This window comes from Martelella sp., from assembly GCF_984369615.1.
In genome coordinates this window covers 1-17,532 of sequence record NZ_CFHTCS010000050.1, presented here as the reverse complement: position 1 = coordinate 17,532, position 17,532 = coordinate 1, and the positions used below count along the sequence as shown (strand labels likewise).

The window sequence follows — 17,532 nt, the reverse complement described above, 5'->3', positions numbered from 1 at the left end:
TTGACCACCGCCGACAACACGCCGGAGACATTGGCGACCTTCAGCGTCGGGCGCGGCATGGTCCCCTGCGAAGACATCTCCCAGCCATCGGTCTCGATCGGCGTCGGCGCATAGACATTGCCGCCGAAGGACACCGGCGCTTCCTCAAAGGCCGATGACGTGAAGCGATAGATGCCGCCGCCGATCACAGAGGCATCAAGTTCATAGAGGTGGATGACGTCATCCGTTGCCAGCCCCTGCGCTGTCTGCGACAGGCCGTTTCCCGCCTGCTCGACAACCAGCATCGTGCCATAATGCGATCCCGTCATTTGACCAGCGCCACGATCTCGGAAGCCGTCGTGCCCGTCGCCAGCACCTTGTGGGCGGCGACCGGCAGAAGCGTGCCGCTCTGGCAGTGATAGATCGCGGTGACCCCACTCAGTTCAACCGCGACAGCACCGCCAAACCCGACATAAAGCGATTGCACGCCGATCAGGGCATCATCGTCGGAAGGTGTGACAGCGGCATGCTGTCGGGCCGGCGTGATGATCTCGGCAGCTGTCCGAATGGCGTTAATCAGCGCCGTGGCTTCGTCCGACAGACCATGACGCGGGCTAAGCGCGCCGTCGCCATTGGTTTCTGCCGAGATCGGGCGCTGGACGCCGGTGGCATCATAGACTTTGAGCGTGCTCATAGGTCATACACCCTTTCGATCTTCGCTGTGATCGTGTCGCGGCCGCTGCCAAGAAAGCCCCGCGTCCAGCTCTTGCAGCGATAAAGCCGGGCTGCTTTGTCGCGCGGCGCTTTCCATTCAAAGGCATGGAAGCCACGTAAGCCGCGAAAGAAGGCCTCGATCTGATCGGCCTGCGAGATCGAGAGCGACGACCACACCGCGTTGAAGGTCAGCCCCTCCGCATTGAGGCCTGCTCCGGATCTTTGGCTATAGCCGTCACCGAAACTGCTCTCCAGCACGCGGAATTCCGTTTCCCGCGCGCTTTGCACCGATGGACATTTCGGCGGTTCGAACCTGTCTGCCATCAAAATGGCCCTCCAGCCAGCATGCCGCGTCCGCGACGGTTCTCCTGGATCCGCGCGTCGATGGCCGCATCGATCTGTTTTCGGAATTCCCGCCCCATGGCCGCCGCATCCTTCGGATCCGTGGTTTCCGGGACGGTCACGTTGATATCGCCGATGCTCACCGAACTGGAGGCAGCGCCGCGCGATTGAACAGACCGCAGCGCCTTCATCGGCAGGCGTGGCAAAGCCGCATGGCGGACAATGCCGCCATCGGCAAGTTTCAGGCCATCGCCATTGTTAATCGCCTCAAGCAGGGGCGCGTATTTTCCCGCCGCTCTGGCGTTGATCACATACTCACCATCGGAGAGCCATGCCGGGATCTTGTCACCGCGCGTGCCGCCGGGGCCGGCAAGGCGCCCGCCGCCGGTGGCATCAATGCGCCCGCCGGTCGCCGCATGAACAGCACCGCCATCCGCCTTGCCAATACCGCCGAAAATCGCACCGAAGAAACTGCCAAGTCCCGGTTCGCCTGTATTGAACAGGTCGTTCAGCGCAAGATCCAGAAGCTTGTCGCCAACGCGACCGAGGGCATTGGCGAGGGCATCGGCGGCATTCACGCCGCTCACGAGATCCGAAACAAAGCCGCCGGTCACGTCCTTTGCCGTCGCCTTGAAGTCATCGACCGACTGGCGAAGATCCTCGTTTTGGCGCGCCGCCTTCTCGGCTTCGGCCGCCGCTTCCGCATAACCCTGCGCCAGATCCTCGATCGATTGCCGAAGATCGGCATCGACGCTCAAGCCCGCCGTTTCAGCAGCCGTCAGCAGATCCTGCGTTGCCCGCGCTTTCTCAAGGGCAAAGCCATAATCCTCGACCAACGGGTTCAGCGCGGTTTGGGCATCCCTCTCGGCCATCAGAGCGGCCGTGCGCTCCCGGATCGACTGAACGGCATTGTCGAGGCTGTTGTCACCGCCTCCGCCTCCTCCTCCGCCGCCGCTACTGCTTCGGCGAGCATTGGCTGCCAGCGAGCTTTGCGCCAGGTGGGCAATCTCATTGTCCGGTAGAAAGCCGCCCTCACCCTCAATCCCTTTCCGGATCCGCGCCTTCTCGCGCTCCAGTGCGATCTGATCTTTGGAAAGACCATTCTGGCGTTCGATTTCGTCGGCATAGTCTTTGCCAATCTGCAACATCGCTTCGCCTTCGCGGCGGGCGTCACCGCCTTGTTCATACGCCGACACCTGACTGTCGCTCAGACCGCCGGAGGTGCTGACATTGACGGCATCGAGCAGCGTCATGAACTCGCGCGACTTGTCGACAAGCTTCTGCAGCATGCCGAAGATCGGCGCCAGCTTGGCGACATAGCCGGCCGCATCGGGATTGGCGTCGGCCATCGTCTCAAGCGCTCTTCGCGCCTCGGCCGCGCCTTCCTTCGTTCCATCGAAATCATCAATGATGTCAGCAATCGCCTCGCGCTGATCGAGCGAGATCGGCATGGCCTGACTGAAGTCGAGCAGGCTGTCGCGGGCTTCCTCAAGCTCGCGTTTCAGCTCATTCACCTCGCTTGCGGCCTTTGCCCCGTCGAGATGCTGGAGTTTCTGTGCCGTCTGTTCGACCTGATAGGCCAGATCCGCAACCGGCTGGGAAACCTCGGTTGCCCGGATCTCCCGCATCTTGTTGATGACGTCCTGGAAACCGACACGGCCCCGTTCAAGGTCGCGGGCCATGTCATGGATGCCGAAAACGGCGTCCAGATCGACCGAGCCGCGTTCAAACTGGTGCGTCAGTTCCTTCGCCTTGTCGACAATGCCGCCAAGGGCATCATCATCGCGGAACCAGCCGAGAAAGCCCTCGCCCATATTGCTGAGGCGGTCATATTCATCGGCGAGCATCTTCACCTTGCGATAGATCTCGCCATCGGTGAGCCCTTCGGCCGCTTCCGTCACGCCTTCAAGCTTCGGCGTGGCTTCCTCGGCAACAAGGCCCAGCCGCTCCAGTTCGGCATTGACGGCTTCCGTCCGGGCTTCGGCTTCCTGCGAATGCCGGGAATAAAGCGCCAGCGCCCCGACCAGCGTCCCGCCGATCAGCAAACCAAGGGGCCCGGCCGCCGCACTCATGCCGCCAAGGGCGGTGGACAGACTGCCGGCGGCCATGGCCGAGCGCATGGCAGCGGCAAATTTCGTGAGCGCCGTGCCGGCAAGGCCGAGCTTGACCAGCATGCCCGCAATCGAACGGCCGACCAGCGCACCGGCAATCACGCCGGCAAGTGCCAGAACCGTGTCGGCCGTCTGGTCGAAATTATCAGCCAGGGCATTGAGCCCGGAGATCAGCCGCTGGGACGCTCCAAGGCTGCTATCCGTCTCGCCGATATATTTGGTGAGCGCATTGTTCACCTTCGTGACGCCCTGCGCGATCGTCTGCGTGGCGTTATCGGCCATCTTCTCGATGGTCGGGAAACCCTTCATGAAAGCGTCGAAGAATTCCCTGCCCGAGACCTTGCCGTCATTGACCAGCTGCTTCAGCTTCGACACCGAGCCGCCCGCTTCATCGAGACCATTGGCAACCGCGATCAGAATAGGCCGTGCGCCCTCATTGATCGAGTTGAATTCCTCGGCCTGGACCCGAGCCGAACCGAGCAACTGCCCGAGCTGCGTCAGGGCGCCGGAGGCTTCCGCCGCCGACTTGCCCTCGACCTTCAGCGCGGTGGCGATCCCGTCGGTGAACTTGAGCAGCCGTTCCTGCGACTGCTGAAGATTGTCATTGGCCTGCGAGGCCTTGCCAAACAGATCGGCAAGCGCCGTGATCGGCGCGGCATTCTTCTGAGCGCTCTGATAGAGCGTATCAAGCGTGCGCACCTGATCCTGGCCGACAACGCCGGCAACAGCCAGCGCGTTCTTCGCTTGCGTCCAGGCATCGGCATAGCGGGCCACCTCACGCACCGAAAGCGCCGAGGTGAGCGCCGTCGTCGAATAGAGCAGCCCCTTGAACGCGTTCGCCCCGAAGCCCTCAAGACGGCGATCCATGGCAACCGCCTTCTTCTGGATCGCGTTCAGATGCTTGTTGGTGATGCCGTTGGCCTTGGCGAGCCGCTTTTCGTATTTGTTGAAGTCAGCGGAAAGCTGCACGACAAGCTGTTCAAGGTCCGTGGTGGCCATGGTAGTTTCTCCGACGTTGCCGGGTGAACTATTTGACCAGTCCAACCGACTTCAGCCCGCAAAAGGGCATCAGGGACAAGCCATGTTATTAATAGGTGTATTAGATGGTTCTATTGAGGTGGCGTGTAGGCATTAACATCACCTCGGGAAAGCGCTGATTAGTTTTTTTGCGCTATTCATCTCCAGAGATTGCTGCCCACTGATATACAAATATCAGATCATACCGATCATCCGATTACCACCGCATGACTTTCAGATTTGGCAACTAGGCGGAGAATTTAATCAACTGCAAATCTCCCGCTTTCGGAGTTCGATCTGAAAGGATCGTGTTGTAGCCAAGCCCAGCTTCAGCTCAGGCGAGAGCAATAGCTAGGCTTGGCGCCTAAAATTCTGACAAAACTCGGCTTTCCGGAAGAATCAGCTTACGCAACGAAGAGAAGATAGGTCATCACCTGTGATCCCAGCATCAGTAGCAGATTTGTAGATACCCGGTCCAAATGTACCAGACCATTCACTCCGATAGCCGCTGATCTGATACATTTTCCAATTTCCTGAAAGTACGACAAAACTTGAGACCTTATCATTAAATGAAAGCCCCACTAGATTTTCGCATTCATTAAAAACATGGCAAAATTTTCCCGCCATGTTTGGATCCTCAAACAAAATAATATGACCTTTCACCTTTTCTGGTGAATAAACCTTATCAACTTCAGAACTAGCCATTTCGCGTTCCCCTCATATAAAGACAAAGACTACACAGAAATTCTACATGCCTTTCTCCTGAAGCCAAGTCCAGATTTCCTCGACTTGTCCATCTGTCAGTTTTGTCTGACTATTTTCTTCAGCCGAATTGGCTTTGATGTAGCCGTCGAGCGCTGCCGAGAACTGCCAGACGCTCATGGCGTCGACCTGTTGCGGGGAAAACCCCATGGCCGCGCCAGCACCGTAGATTTTCGCCATGCGGATCTTGCCGTTTGGAAGATCGTCAAGGCGCTCTGCGGCCCCGGCGCTGGTCACTCCCCCACGGTTTCATCCGGGGCGCCGGCCAGACCGGCGAACACGATTGCCAGGGCAAGCGGGTGACTTTCGAGCGGCGGCCGTTCCTTCACATAGCGGCCGGCAAGTTTGAGAGCCTCTTTCGGCTCCATCCCGCCGCCGATCAGACCAATACGCACGGTCTCGAAGACGTCTTCGATCTTCCAGTCGCCGGACTGCAGGCGCGAAAGCAGCCGCATCGGGCCGCAATCGCACTTTTCCTGCAGTTCGGTGATCTGTCCGTAGCCGAGGCGAAAGGGATAGATCCCGTCGCCGAAGGGCTGTTCGATCCGGGCATCGCGCATCAGGCCGCGACCCACTCGTTTTCGATGGCCCCGGCCGAATCCATCTGGATTGCCGACTTCACCTTGGGATCGCCGCTCTTCTCGCCGCTGATCTCGAAGCTTGTCAGGTGGAAGGGCCCTGTCCATTTCATGGTGCCGGTCGAGTACTGGATGGAAAGCTCGCAGTTGATCGGCTCGGTACTGGCGAACGCCTCCCACCAGGGCTGGATCGACGTTGCGGCGAGAACGCCGTCGCCGGAGACCGAGGCCGAGAGGCTTTCGGCGTTGCGCTCCAGCCAGGTCACCTGATCTTCGTCATCACAGTCAACCACCAGCGTTTCGCCGGTATTCTTCGAAAAGGTCAGCGACTTCGACGTCATCCCGCAGGGCTGGGCAAAGACTTCCGGGTCCGCGCCATCGCCCAGCTTGATCAGAAGTTTGCCGAAGGTCGTGGTTTTTGCTTCTGCCATTTTCCATAGCTCCAATGTTCCGCCACCGTGGACGACGGTCGGCGATTGCAGATTTCAGATTGTCGGGTTGGGTTCAGTCAATCTCGACAAAGGCCCTGAACGACAGGGCGGCATGGTTGGTGATGCCGTTCGGCTCGCGCATGATCCGGGTGATGCGATGGTCGATCGTCACGTTTCCCGTTTCACGAGGGCTGAGAGAAAGGCCGGTACTGAAATCCATGACCACCGAGGGATAAAGGCTTATGCCCGAGGCGCTGTCTTCCGCGCGGTAGCGCTCAAACGGTTCTCGATCGATGACCGTGACTTCAGCACCGTGCAGACAACGCTTCACGACGCCGGCGAGCTTTTTCACCTCGGCCGATCCATAGGCTTCACCGTCACCTTCCGACCAGCAGTCAATCTGGAAGCTGATTTCCTCTCCCATGATGCACTCGGCATCGTCCTGCAGAACGTCGCTCGGTCCCATGGAGATATAGGGAAAGACCGGCTTTGGCTCCGCAGGCACGCGGTCGAAGACGCGCGCCGCAACGAAACCGGAAACCGAAACGTCGCGCTTCAACCTGTTGATGACCACCCTGGTCAGTTCATAGTTTGGGTCCATCAGCCACCTGCCGCGACCTGTTTTGCCGCTTTCGTGAGCGAGCGGGATATCCGTGATTTCACGCGACGACGCTTGGCCCGATAGGACACATAGAAATAGGGTTGCGCCGGCATGTCCTGTCGGCCGAATTCGACCCATCGCGCCCAAAAGGCGTCATCGTCGCCGGCATAGATCGTGATGGTCAGTTCGGAGCCGAGCGAGGATTTCACCGTGGCCGCGATGATCGAGCCGGATGGCGCACGCCCCCAGGTCCAGCCGATGCTGTCACGAAGCGCGCCACTGTCCACCGGCGCGAGGCTTTTCATCAACGCGACGATTTCGTCGGCGGACTGCTCCATCGCGCGGCGGATCAGCTTTTTGGCGACCACCGGCATCCGCTTCAGTTTTCGCTCAAGGGCAGCACGGCCGAGAATGGTCGAGCGCCGGGCCATCAGCTCGGCTCGCCTTCCGAAACCATCATCTCGATCCACCGGTTGTCGTCATCGACATTGACCGGCGGCGCCGTGATCGCGAACACCCTGTCCGGCTTGCGGGCATCCACGATGCGCCAGTCTGCCGTGACCGCCGCCGCTTCGGCACTGTATCGGATGCGCGCTGTGTAGGGCTGGACACCCTGGAGGCGCGCGGCCATTACGGTTTCGGTTCCATTGCGCGCGATCATCTGCGCACGGCGGGTAAACACGGTCTCGAAAGGTCCGGCAACATCATTGCCATAGCCGTCATCGGCGACGATCCGCTTCTGGAAATGCAGCCTCGATCGCAATTGTCCGCCGCTAGTCGCCGGTCGTGCCATGATCGGCCTCCGCGTCTCTTCGGCGGGCAGCGCCAGCGCTCACGGCATCATCGGCGCAAGCAGCCCGGACGTTGTATTCACCGCCCGCCCGATAGGCGATCGTGATCTTTGGCCTTTCCGGCGGCGACCAGCGAAAGCCCTGGCTGAATTTGACCCAGACCATACTGCAGACCTCAATCGCGCTTCGAAGGCTTCTCGCTGGATGCGCTCGGACTCGTTTTCGGCGTGAAATTGCGCTTGCCGTTGCCGGCTAGCTCCTCGCCTGCATCGCGGCCCGAAACTTCCTTCGCAACACCGGCCTGGACCAGCAGCGCGGCACGGTCATCCGGACACTCAAGTCGGTCATCCGGTTCAAACGGGACGCCACCATAATTGTGCTTCTTAGTGAACTCGACGGTTTTCATATGGTCTGCCTCCGAAAGCCGCGAACCATGATCGCAACGATGCTGCGCAGCCTGTTGTGATTGATGTTCGACCCTTCCTCATAGAAAGATCGAGCGATGAAATACCCAGCCTGCCTGATTGCGTCCGGCACATCGCTAATGGGCCAGCCGGCGCTGTAGGTCACAGTTACGGAGATGGCTCTCGGCCAAGTCTCGCCGGGATTAACGACGAGCGACCCGTCTCGAATGGCGTAGATCGTCGCAAGCGTTTGCTCTTGCCCATCCACGTCAACATACGTGACAGCCGATGTCGTGATCAGGTCGTGGTAGGACAGGTTGACGGACCGGAAAGAACTGAAGCTCTCGGTGAACTCCGTCTCGACAATCGGGCGGCACAGAATGCCATTTGCGGGATCAGCCAAGTAGCTTTCAGCCGCGTCAAGATAAGAGGTGATTTCTGCGTCGTCGTCGGCGAAATCGATCTTGCCTTGCTGCTTGAAGACATCGAGGTCCAGAAATTCCGGCATATATCAGCCTCACGGGAGAGTGAGGGCGACCGGAGCCGCCCCTTTCATATTACTCGGCCGAAGCGTCGTGGAAGACGAAAGCCTCAGGACGCGACACTTCCAGTGCAAGACGCTTCTCAAACAGGATCGTGACCATGTTTTCCGAGAAGTTGTCGCCGTCTTCGGTCGATGCCATGACCGTAAGGCCCATGCGGTCCCAGATCTGCGCTCCGAGAGCGAACGCGCCGACAAGGAAATCCCCGGGCGTGATGCTGTCCGAAAGAACAACCGGCAGGCCCCACAGACGCGGCGTTGCGCCGGTCGTGACCGAAGAGAACAGGTAAGCGCCCTGGGTATCCTTCAGAAGCTCGATCATAGCCCAGTCTTCGGGGTTCAGAACGATGCCCGAGGCCGGATAGAGTGCTTTGCGAACCTGCAGCTTGGCGACACGGATATCATCGACCAAGGTGGCCGGCGTGTAGCCGCCAATGGTCGTGTTGTCGTAAGCCGTCGCCTGGGGCAGAAGCCCCTTCAGGTTGGGGCTCGTGCCGTTGCCGGTCAGAAGCTGCTCTTCTTCGACAAGATTGAGGCCATAGCGACCACGACCGTCGATATAGGAACGCAGCATCGGCGCATCGTCCAGAACTTCCATCGATGCCCGGAACTTGTGGGCGATCTTCTGGACCGGGACGATGAGCTCACCAAAGGTGATTTCAGACTTCGGCTTGGTGCCACCTTCCGCGACCGGAGCGGCGGCGTTCGTGAAGCCGGTTTCCTGAATGGAACGGATCGAATTGCTCGAAGTCGTTCCCGCCGGGATCAGGCTGCGAATGCGCAGATCGATATCAGGCGGCGCGACAAAGCCGCCAGACTGTTCCGGCGTCAGGACCGAACGGGAAACACCCGTCGCAATATTGCCGGCATTCGTCACGTCCTTGATCTCGAGCGCGATCTTGACCGCCTCGCGGGTCGTCGCGTTCGACTTGAACTCGTCGCTGTCGATAAACTGCTGCCCGATCGACTTTGCCGACGTGGGGTTCAGAAGGCCGGCGAACTTCTTCTGCATTTCCGCAGCTTCGTCGCTCACCTTCTCGATGTCGCCGGAGAGCTTTTCGATCTCACCCTTGATAACACCGTTCTCGTCGCTCGCCGCCGACTTGAGCGCATCGATCATCGCCGCCAGATCGTTCGACTTGCCATCAAGCTTTTCGAAATGGCCTTTCACTTCCTCGCGAAGAGCTTCGCGAATGCCTTCCATGGACAATTCAGTCATGGTTTTCTCCAAATTTTGAGGGATATGGCCCGTCAGAGGCCGCTCAGTGCGCGTTTAAAGTCTTCCAGTGTCAGACTTTTTTGCCCGTCGCTCACCTCACGTTCCGCGCGAACACGGGCCACAGCGGCCGCCGCCGCCTTGGCCTCATCAGCCGAGAAATCCGCCTCACGCATGATATTCTCGACAAATCTCTTCAAAATGGCGGGGCTTTCGCCCTCAATCGACTTCACCGACGACACAAGAGCTTCTGGCAGCATCGGGAAGGTGACAAACGAGACCTCCCACAAGTCGACGCTACGCAACTCCCGGCCAGATTTGGTTTTCACGGCGTCCTTGGTCCGAAAACCGATGGACATGCCGTCGATCGCGCCGAACTCCAGGTTCGAATGAACATCTTTTCCGAGCGTCGAGCCCAGATTGACCCGTCCCTCGACATAAAGCCCGGTATTATCCTCTTCGATCCGGTCCCAAACGCCGACAACCTGCCCCGGATCGTGCTGAAAGAGCATTTTAGGCTTACGTTCCGACTTGGAAAATGCGCCTTTGACGACAATATCGCCGCCCATGTCGCGGATGCCGAACTTCGAGGCATAACCCGTGACCCTGCCTCGGTCGTCAATTTCGGCCTCGAGAGGCGCAAACTTATACTGAAGGGCCATTCTGACCTCCGTTCCGCCTGTTTTGCTGCCAGAAGTCGTCGCCACGCTCAGGGAGATTGAACGGGGACTTGCCCTGTCTCACTTCATCCTCGGTCATCCACGGTGCGTTTCCGCCGGAACCGAGCGCTCGGGCATAGATCTCTGCTCTGACCTGCGGCGTGGTCCGCATAAGGGCATTTTCGTCGAAATTCGGTTCCACGGCGGACTTGCGGAAGAATGAACGCTTGAGCGAAGCTTCCCAGCGCCCGATCCATGGCGCCATGGTATTTGCCTGGTGAAACAGCATCACATCAGCAACCGCGCCCTGAGCGCCAGACCCTGCCGTCTGCATCAAATAGTAGGGATGAACCCCGAAAATCCGGCCGATTTCCTCGATCTGAAACTTCATCGTTTCAAGCAGTTGCTGATCGGATGAAGTCTGCACGAGCTGTTGAAATTTGCCGTCCATGTCGACAACGGCAATGCCAGTCTTCCCAAACTGCTCGGACCAGGCCTTTTTCAGCTTTGTAACGCTATCTTTGCCGGTGCCTTCCTGAATGAACATGACACCATAGGGCGCGCGTGTATCGGCAAACTGCGCCTGCCGATCCTGCAAGCGCCTGGACAGATCAAGGACGCGCCGGCACGACTTGATGACGTTGAGCCCGGCGAGCATATCCCAGCGCGGCGACGTGACTTCGAAAATCTCGTCACGGCTGAAGTCGCCATAGATGCCATAGTCTTCGATGCTGACCGGCAGCACATACTGCCCGTCTTTGTACACCCAGCGACCGTTCCAATTAGGATGCAGCGGAATGAGCTCAACCGGCTTGCCGAGGCTGTTGCGACGGATATAAGCGCGCCCCGTGCCATTAAACACGGCATGAAGGGTGATGAGCTCTTTGAACTCGACACCCGTCATGAACTCGTTCGGCTCGGTGTTGATCAGATCCAGAACGCGATTTGTGTTCTTATCGTCGCCTTCAGTCTTGAGAGGCAAAAGCCCCATGCCGCCGGCAATGACGAAACCAGCCCGCAGCGCAGCCGCAACGCTGGTGAATTGTCGCGACCCGACCTCGCCGACGCCCTCATAGAAGATGCGATCTTCCTTGTCCTCAATCCCCGCCGCCGCGGCATTCTTCATCTCTGCAGGGCGGAAGATTTTTCGAAAGAGGTTCATAGGATGATCAATTCCTCTTCCTCGAGATACGACCGCGTCTGGCTGGCCATTCGGCTCGCTGCCGAACCGACCGCCATGGCAATGGTAACCATGCCGTCGATCCGACCTCGCGACTTCCGCTTGTCGAACCATTTATTCTTGAAGGCGTCAGACTGAACGACCGCATTTGACGCACAGATTGTGGTCAGGCGATTTCGATCAATGACCATGACGTTGCGAAGGATGCTGTCTTCGAGGTGCCGCATGGACAACGGCATGCAAAGCATCTTCTCTTCGAAAACGACCTTGCTTCCCTGAGCATGCGGCACAATTTTCAAGCCAACACCTTCAGGCTGATCGTCGCCCTCATACTTCCAAACTGGAAAACCGGCGTCATCTGCCGCCCTTATGAAGTTTTGGATGAAGGTCGAGTCCACTACCATCTGCTCGACATCGTGCCTCGAATAGAGATCCGCGACCTGCCTCACCACGAAAGAATAGTCGATCGTGGCAGTCGCCGTGATGGTCACTTGTCCGGCCGCCTCAATCTCACGGTAGGGGATCTGATCGGCCGTGCTGCGTTCGTCGACCCGCTCGCCAGTGGTGAAATACCAAGTCTTCGCAGCAAGGGTTTCGCCTTCCCAACATCCCGAAAGCGCCGTCAGGTCGTTCTTCTCTGACAAATCGAGCGACAGGTGGAGCTTGCGCCCGACCATTTCCTCTTCATCAACGTCACCCTGAACGCGCTCCCAGGCATCCTCAGCAATCCAAAAGCCGGCCGTACCGACCGGGATGCCGAAATACAGGCGCTTGGTCGTCAATGCCGTCGAGATCATGTTGCGGGAGGTCTCAACCTCTTTTCGCACGTTCTCGATCGGATAGGTGATGCCCAGCGCCGGAAGCGATTTGACCCAGCAGCTTTCGTCGTGGAGCGGATCGTCGCCTTTGTCCGTTCTTGCGATGAGCGCAAAGGCAGAATCATCGGTAAATTCGCCGCGCAGCACCTTCTGAAAGAATTCGCTGTATTCGGTCCCGACATGCTGGTCGACGGACGGCGTATTGGTGCCCAAAACCATCATCGGATCACCGCTCATCTTCGCGATCGCGGCGCGCCAAATCGAAATGGCCTTGTTCGTCTTCATTTCGTGGATCTCGTCACCGAGAACCAGAACAGGTTTCGGCCCCGAGATCGCATCGCTATTTGCAACGGGTTCAAACTTCGAACCACTGGCCGGGTGCTCGATCTTCCAGGCATTGTCGCCAAAGCCCCGGATCATCACCTTTCCCAGACTTTCGAGCGTTTCGTCTTCCTTATCCGGGATAGGCGCCCGGCACATGGCGACCGCATCGCGAAACATGACATTGGCGGTCTTCCGATCCTCACCAATGCAATAGACTTCGGCGCGCCGGCGTTTCCGGCCAGCAATCTCATAGAGCCCGAGGCCGGCCATCAACGGCGACTTGGCTTGGCCCTTACCGGTTTCCATCCAAACGAACCGAAACCGACGAAGTCCGTTCGCGTCCTTCCAGCCGTAAATCGATCCGACCACGAAGACATGCCACGGCAAGAGCTTGAAGGGTTCTCCCTCTTTCGCGCCCTCCGTGATGCTCAATACCGAGGGGAAGAAATTGATCGCCCGCTCCGCGGCGGCAAGATCCCAGGTGAGGCCGCGTTTTGCGCCGTCTCGCAAATCATCGAGATGTCGCTGTGCTGCTAACCGAACCAGATCGCCCACAACGATTTCACCGGAAGCAGCCTTACGTGCCCATTCCGTTGTCTGGTCAATCAAGGTACGCGTCAGCTTTCGTGGGCTTTGATGCGGGCGGCTTCTCCGCGACCTTATCCTGGGCGGACTTGGGGCTGATCAGCAACGCATCTTCGAATTTTGCCATGCGGTCGTTGAGCTTCTCGCAAGCCGACCAATTGAAGTTGAAGACGTCGCCGCCGTTCGGGCCAACCTTCACCGGCCCCTCTTCGAGAGCGATCGGATAAAGCGCGTGGTATTCGGCGCAAGCCCGCGCATATCGATCAGCGATCTCAACTCGCCGGACGGTCAGGAGGCCATTTTCGTCCAGCCACTCGATCGTTTCGCGCCAAACCTCTCTGGCCTTTACCGCCTTCTCTTCGTCCGCTCGAAAGATATCGGCATAGCGTGGCTGACGAGGCTTTTTCACCGCCATAGACCCCTACCCCATCTTTCAGCTTGATCTCAGTGCGAACGGAGGTGGGCCGCGGGTAACCAGACACCACCCCCTTGTTTTTTATCAGGGGGCCCAACCATCATCGCGTTGCATCCGACCGCCCCTCTCCATCCGCTGCTTGGCCGTGGAGTGGCAAAACTTGCAAAGCGTCTGAAGGTTGCCGAGTGAAAAGAACAGCGCCCTGTCGCCCCTGTGTGGCTGAATGTGATCAACCTCGGCTGCCCGTGGATCACTGCGTCCGGAAACCACGTGGCAATCACACATCCGGCATCGGCCACCGTCGCGGGCAATCGCCTGAAGGCGTAGCTTCCGCCACGCCGCTGTTTGGTAAAGCCGGTGATACTCGCCGTTACCAGAGCGCGACAATGTCTGTCGCCGTCGTGGCTCCGAGCACATGCGTCACCCTGAGCGGATGATAGCCAGGCTCAACGCTGACAAGCTTCACCGTCTCACCACCGAGCATGGTCAGTTCGAGATCACCGCGTCCGCCAACAAACAGGGCACGCGTCGCGACACTGAGGGCTTCGGCGCCAGGGGTCACTTCTGCAGCATGGGAGGCCGGCGCGGTAACGCCAGAGGAATAGCTCTTGAAGGTATCCATGCTTTTTGGGCTTTCGATGTCTGGAAACGAAAAAGGCCGCTATGAAAGCGGCCATAAATATCCACCTGTGAAGAGCGCCTTTCGCGCCTTCCGGGTTCAGGTATCGACACCGATCGGCCGAGGGACCCAAATCATCCTGCGCTATTTGTTTCCGATTTGTTCCCCATTGTCAAGCAGCTTCTAATTTATCTGTTGGCAGGCTCAGTCGCATCTCCCCTCCGAACATCTCAAGCGTAAAGAACGCGTGACCCTTGTCGATACTTTCGACCACCACATGACGGCCAGCAAGAGCGCTGTCGACGATCACCGCAGTGTCCCCAACGCCAAACTCGCGATGGGTTGGCATATACCGGTCATGCTCAGACCGACGAAGCCCATTCCTGAAATTTCGGATAAAGGCGCCCATGTTGTCGAAGCTCCTGGGTTCACCGGCAACACCAACGACTGCGTTGACCAAGGGCATCTGGAACAGGCGATACCAGTCTACCTGCCCCGCAAATCCAGCGAAAAGATAGCGCGGCATAACGGGATAGTGCTTCAGCACCTTGTCCTTCGAATACCGCGACGGCTTTCGCCAGACGCTCTGGAACGGGCAGAACGTGGCGATATCGCGCTTCGACAAGATCTCCTGAGCGGCGAACTCTTTCTGAGGCGGGACAAGCAGCGCATACCAATCGAGCTCTGATACGAGCTCAGGCAGACGACCATTATTCAAACATTTCTTCATTCATCGGCTCCGGGTTTGCAGTGCAAGTTTGGACCGATGGTGTGCCGTGGCAGGGCAAGCCGAAACTAACTCATTTCCGGTATCGAGCGCAAGAACAAAACGGGATCATTCATGATCTCAACGCACATTTTGAACACCGCATCCGAACGCCAGGGCGACGCCTTCCCGGTCGCACTTCCCCAAAACCAGTCCTGGCTATCGTAGTGGATGCGCTCCGAGGCCAGACAGGCAGATAAGCTGCCCGAGAAGGAGATGCGCACAAGCGGCTGGTAATCGCGATTGTGCAGGACCACAGATCCGTCCGGACAATTGTACCGACCATAGGGCAGCGTCTTGCGCATCGGGAACCACGCATGCGGCGCCAACCTGGAGCGGATAACCCTGAAGTCCTCGCGCACGGCCGCCACCTCTTTGCAGCCATCCGTCTCGAGGTAGATCAGTCCGCCCTCATCGATCGAGGTGATGCGACCGAACTTGCCCAGCAGGCCGCCACCCGAGCGAAGACGAACCCACTGCCCCGGCGCCAACTTCCAAGCCGTTTTGCCCATTTGAAAATCTCGTTGTCCATATTGCGCGTAACACAAAACCACCCCCAATATAGACATAAATCTGGCATTAAATGAAGGAAAAACGCATTTAATATCGAGTTATAGAAACAGGGCAACGAGTACAACGAGCTATATTTTATTATATATATCAATATCTTAATATCGATTTTTCGTTGCCAATTCGTTGCAATATGGACAACGAAGCTGACGGAGAGGCGCCAAGATCGCTGCCGACGTTGCAACGAAATGAACAACCAAATCAAAGCGGATGTCGTCGAATGAAATTAAGGATGTAACAAATATGGAATCGCCTAAAGGTTTAGTTTGTGCTCATCTGGACGGTAAGGGAGGTAAAGATGGAACTCACATTTCGCCATCGCATGGAATACCCAAACGGCACAGCATCGATCGATGAGATTATTGAAAATCTGCGGGCCCAAAAAAAATTGCTCGAGCAAGGCAGCCATGTGCTAGATGCCTCCTTGGACGATTTCGGTATCGACCAGATCAAGATCCAAGTCAAAAGTGTGGTATCTGGGAGCCTTATTACCGACCTGGCCATTGTCCTTTTTGGCGAGTATCAAACGCAGATCGAGAACAAGGTCATAGATGGGATTGAGGGTATGTTCGGAATTGACGTGCCAGAAGAAGCCGAGTTCATCGTAACACTCGCGACTTTAGCCGCCGTCTACTTCGTCGCACGCTACTCATATGACACGATTAGGGCGCGTAAGAAGGACCGACCTGCCTCCACCCATATAACCGGCGACTACAACACCGTCATTAACATCTTGTCGGACAGGATTAATGTTCCCGTCAGCCAGATCGAGGACGGCCTTCATGAGGCTCTTCCCGCGAGTAAACGCCGTACGCTGATAAAATCCGTAACTCGCTTCCTCAAGCCGCGCGAAGACGGACGTATCGCTCCAATTAAGGTCGAGGGGTATGGCGAAATCTCTGAGGAAACCCTTAGGGAATACCCAACAGACAGCGAACTTTCTGAAATTGATGAGAGCAAGAATCTCGATCTTGCTGGCGTAGTTCTAGATATACGTGCAATGGACAAAGACAAAAGTTCCACAGGCTGGGCAGCTATAATCGTCGGAGACGACCGCTTCAAAACACGCTTGCCAATGGATCTCTACCCGACTGTTGACCCAGCCTCGGTAGCTAAAAAGGATCGCGTAACTGCCGATATTACCATTGAAGGCGAAAGAAAGCCAGACGGAAGCTTCAAGGCCAAGCGAATACACTTACTGAAAATAGTCGATTTATGACAGTGCATCTTGCATAAATGAAAAGCTCACTGAAAAAAATGTAAACTTAATATATATTATAATAAATCAATCTAATCTGAACTTACCGATCAATTCTTTAACAGCATTTTCATAGTACTCATCTCCATTAAGTCTTCTTAATTCCCCACGAATCTCGTCATTATCGGCCACCATATTCATATTAGGACGAAGCGAATGCCAAGAATTTCCTTTAAAGACAAGCCACTCCATTAGAAAATGCCGTCCGCCTTCCTCTTGTATTTGAAAAATACAAACAACATTAGGGTTAACGGTTTTATATCCATAAAAGGAACTTACAAAGTGATACTTTTCGAAATATTCCGATAGATCATCCACGGCCTGCGCCACATATTCTACCAACCTCTTGATATTAAAATCACTATAGAATAATTTTAAAAGACTATAATCGATTTCCACTGCCGTACGTTCAGAGTAACCTATCGCCTTCTTCACGTATCGCGATAACAAGAAAATATCTTGAGCATCGATTGACTGCCCAGGCAAACGCGGAACTCCGGCTTGAAGATTTCTCGCGACTAAAGAATGCATCGGCCCCCGACGCTTTGCTATTATTGATATAGCAGCTCCTGCGGTCCGATTATCCATATCTTCAAGTAAGATTGAAAACCAATCCTTAATCTTTTTAGAGTCATTACTTCGTCGGACTAAGAACTCGAAAGCTGAGGCCACCGCCGAAACGTCAGACCCCTTCAACAACGATTCTACCGGCTCAAGAGAATTTACTTCTCCCCTCGCCCAAAGCCTGCCATACTTCTTAAGCGCTATGTTTAGTGAATAAACACTACTGAACTTTGAAAAAACATCTAAAATTATTGAGTAAACTAAACCAGAATCGGATTCTACATCAA

Annotated in this window: 25 protein-coding genes; 1 reads left to right on the top strand and 24 read right to left on the bottom strand. The window is 56.7% G+C overall.

The genetic code is table 11. From position 1 onward, the window contains the following. The 23 genes from AC5DC2_RS06655 to AC5DC2_RS06545 all read right to left on the bottom strand — a co-directional run. A partial coding sequence (locus tag AC5DC2_RS06655) for a phage minor tail protein L (protein WP_491697942.1) occupies window positions 1-308 on the bottom strand: 308 nt, incomplete at its 3' end. Further along, on the bottom strand, window positions 305-673 hold the full coding sequence (locus AC5DC2_RS06650) for a spike base protein, RCAP_Rcc01079 family (RefSeq protein WP_491697941.1): 369 nt from the start codon (window positions 671-673) through the stop codon (window positions 305-307). The genes AC5DC2_RS06655 and AC5DC2_RS06650, both read right to left, overlap by 4 nt. Continuing rightward, complete coding sequence (locus tag AC5DC2_RS06645) at window positions 670-1,017, bottom strand: phage tail protein (protein ID WP_491697940.1); 348 nt, start codon at window positions 1,015-1,017, stop codon at window positions 670-672. Before AC5DC2_RS06645 ends, AC5DC2_RS06650 begins: the two co-directional genes overlap by 4 nt. Then, entirely contained in the window at window positions 1,017-4,145 is a 3,129-nt protein-coding gene (locus AC5DC2_RS06640) for a tape measure protein (RefSeq protein ID WP_491697939.1), read from the bottom strand. The genes AC5DC2_RS06645 and AC5DC2_RS06640 overlap by 1 nt, the downstream gene beginning before the upstream one ends. Before the next feature lie 417 nt (window positions 4,146-4,562). Beyond that, window positions 4,563-4,868, bottom strand: a complete 306-nt coding sequence (locus tag AC5DC2_RS06635) for a beta/gamma crystallin-related protein (RefSeq protein WP_491697938.1) — start codon at window positions 4,866-4,868, stop codon at window positions 4,563-4,565. A 42-nt stretch (window positions 4,869-4,910) separates the two neighbouring features. Next, on the bottom strand, window positions 4,911-5,105 hold the full coding sequence (locus AC5DC2_RS06630; RefSeq protein ID WP_491697937.1) for a hypothetical protein: 195 nt from the start codon (window positions 5,103-5,105) through the stop codon (window positions 4,911-4,913). 53 nt (window positions 5,106-5,158) lie between these two features. Continuing rightward, window positions 5,159-5,485 (bottom strand): gene transfer agent family protein, encoded by a 327-nt coding sequence (locus AC5DC2_RS06625; RefSeq protein WP_491697936.1) that lies wholly within the window; start codon window positions 5,483-5,485, stop codon window positions 5,159-5,161. After that, complete coding sequence (locus AC5DC2_RS06620; protein WP_200337254.1) at window positions 5,485-5,934, bottom strand: phage tail tube protein; 450 nt, start codon at window positions 5,932-5,934, stop codon at window positions 5,485-5,487. Before AC5DC2_RS06620 ends, AC5DC2_RS06625 begins: the two co-directional genes overlap by 1 nt. Window positions 5,935-6,007: 73 nt before the next feature. Next, on the bottom strand, window positions 6,008-6,535 hold the full coding sequence (locus tag AC5DC2_RS06615; protein WP_491697935.1) for a DUF3168 domain-containing protein: 528 nt from the start codon (window positions 6,533-6,535) through the stop codon (window positions 6,008-6,010). Then, entirely contained in the window at window positions 6,535-6,966 is a 432-nt protein-coding gene (locus tag AC5DC2_RS06610; RefSeq protein ID WP_491697934.1) for an HK97-gp10 family putative phage morphogenesis protein, read from the bottom strand. Before AC5DC2_RS06610 ends, AC5DC2_RS06615 begins: the two co-directional genes overlap by 1 nt. Next, entirely contained in the window at window positions 6,966-7,328 is a 363-nt protein-coding gene (locus AC5DC2_RS06605; RefSeq protein ID WP_491697933.1) for a head-tail adaptor protein, read from the bottom strand. Before AC5DC2_RS06605 ends, AC5DC2_RS06610 begins: the two co-directional genes overlap by 1 nt. Beyond that, the gene (locus AC5DC2_RS06600) at window positions 7,309-7,491 is read right to left on the bottom strand and encodes a hypothetical protein (RefSeq protein ID WP_491697932.1); all 183 of its coding nucleotides are present in this window, start codon (window positions 7,489-7,491) and stop codon (window positions 7,309-7,311) included. Before AC5DC2_RS06600 ends, AC5DC2_RS06605 begins: the two co-directional genes overlap by 20 nt. Window positions 7,492-7,501: 10 nt before the next feature. Then, window positions 7,502-7,732 (bottom strand): DUF7210 family protein, encoded by a 231-nt coding sequence (locus AC5DC2_RS06595; protein ID WP_491697931.1) that lies wholly within the window; start codon window positions 7,730-7,732, stop codon window positions 7,502-7,504. After that, on the bottom strand, window positions 7,729-8,238 hold the full coding sequence (locus AC5DC2_RS06590) for a head-tail connector protein (RefSeq protein ID WP_491697930.1): 510 nt from the start codon (window positions 8,236-8,238) through the stop codon (window positions 7,729-7,731). Before AC5DC2_RS06590 ends, AC5DC2_RS06595 begins: the two co-directional genes overlap by 4 nt. A 49-nt stretch (window positions 8,239-8,287) precedes the next feature. After that, complete coding sequence (locus AC5DC2_RS06585) at window positions 8,288-9,490, bottom strand: phage major capsid protein (protein WP_491697929.1); 1,203 nt, start codon at window positions 9,488-9,490, stop codon at window positions 8,288-8,290. Between the two features lie 32 nt (window positions 9,491-9,522). Then, on the bottom strand, window positions 9,523-10,149 hold the full coding sequence (locus AC5DC2_RS06580; protein WP_200337246.1) for an HK97 family phage prohead protease: 627 nt from the start codon (window positions 10,147-10,149) through the stop codon (window positions 9,523-9,525). Next, window positions 10,133-11,308 carry a phage portal protein gene (locus AC5DC2_RS06575; RefSeq protein ID WP_491697928.1) on the bottom strand — a complete coding sequence of 392 codons (1,176 nt, stop codon included), beginning with the start codon at window positions 11,306-11,308 and terminating at the stop codon, window positions 10,133-10,135. The genes AC5DC2_RS06580 and AC5DC2_RS06575 overlap by 17 nt, the downstream gene beginning before the upstream one ends. Further along, window positions 11,305-13,077 carry a terminase large subunit gene (locus AC5DC2_RS06570; RefSeq protein ID WP_491697927.1) on the bottom strand — a complete coding sequence of 591 codons (1,773 nt, stop codon included), beginning with the start codon at window positions 13,075-13,077 and terminating at the stop codon, window positions 11,305-11,307. The genes AC5DC2_RS06575 and AC5DC2_RS06570 overlap by 4 nt, the downstream gene beginning before the upstream one ends. Continuing rightward, window positions 13,070-13,468 (bottom strand): P27 family phage terminase small subunit, encoded by a 399-nt coding sequence (locus AC5DC2_RS06565; RefSeq protein WP_491697926.1) that lies wholly within the window; start codon window positions 13,466-13,468, stop codon window positions 13,070-13,072. The genes AC5DC2_RS06570 and AC5DC2_RS06565 overlap by 8 nt, the downstream gene beginning before the upstream one ends. Window positions 13,469-13,552: 84 nt before the next feature. After that, complete coding sequence (locus AC5DC2_RS06560; RefSeq protein WP_491697943.1) at window positions 13,553-13,753, bottom strand: HNH endonuclease signature motif containing protein; 201 nt, start codon at window positions 13,751-13,753, stop codon at window positions 13,553-13,555. An 85-nt stretch (window positions 13,754-13,838) separates the two neighbouring features. Next, window positions 13,839-14,090: a spike base protein, RCAP_Rcc01079 family gene (locus tag AC5DC2_RS06555; RefSeq protein WP_491697925.1), complete on the bottom strand. Its 252-nt coding sequence runs from the start codon at window positions 14,088-14,090 to the stop codon at window positions 13,839-13,841. Between the two features lie 169 nt (window positions 14,091-14,259). Beyond that, window positions 14,260-14,817: a transcription termination/antitermination NusG family protein gene (locus AC5DC2_RS06550; protein ID WP_491697924.1), complete on the bottom strand. Its 558-nt coding sequence runs from the start codon at window positions 14,815-14,817 to the stop codon at window positions 14,260-14,262. 65 nt (window positions 14,818-14,882) lie between these two features. Further along, window positions 14,883-15,365 (bottom strand): hypothetical protein, encoded by a 483-nt coding sequence (locus AC5DC2_RS06545; protein ID WP_491697923.1) that lies wholly within the window; start codon window positions 15,363-15,365, stop codon window positions 14,883-14,885. Between the two features lie 356 nt (window positions 15,366-15,721). Between AC5DC2_RS06545 and AC5DC2_RS06540 the strand changes: the two genes are divergently transcribed. Further along, complete coding sequence (locus AC5DC2_RS06540) at window positions 15,722-16,642, top strand: hypothetical protein (protein ID WP_491697922.1); 921 nt, start codon at window positions 15,722-15,724, stop codon at window positions 16,640-16,642. Between the two features lie 66 nt (window positions 16,643-16,708). Here the strand turns inward: AC5DC2_RS06540 and AC5DC2_RS06535 are convergent. After that, window positions 16,709-17,532 (bottom strand): hypothetical protein (locus tag AC5DC2_RS06535; protein ID WP_491697921.1); only part of this gene is annotated, 824 nt, incomplete at its 5' end.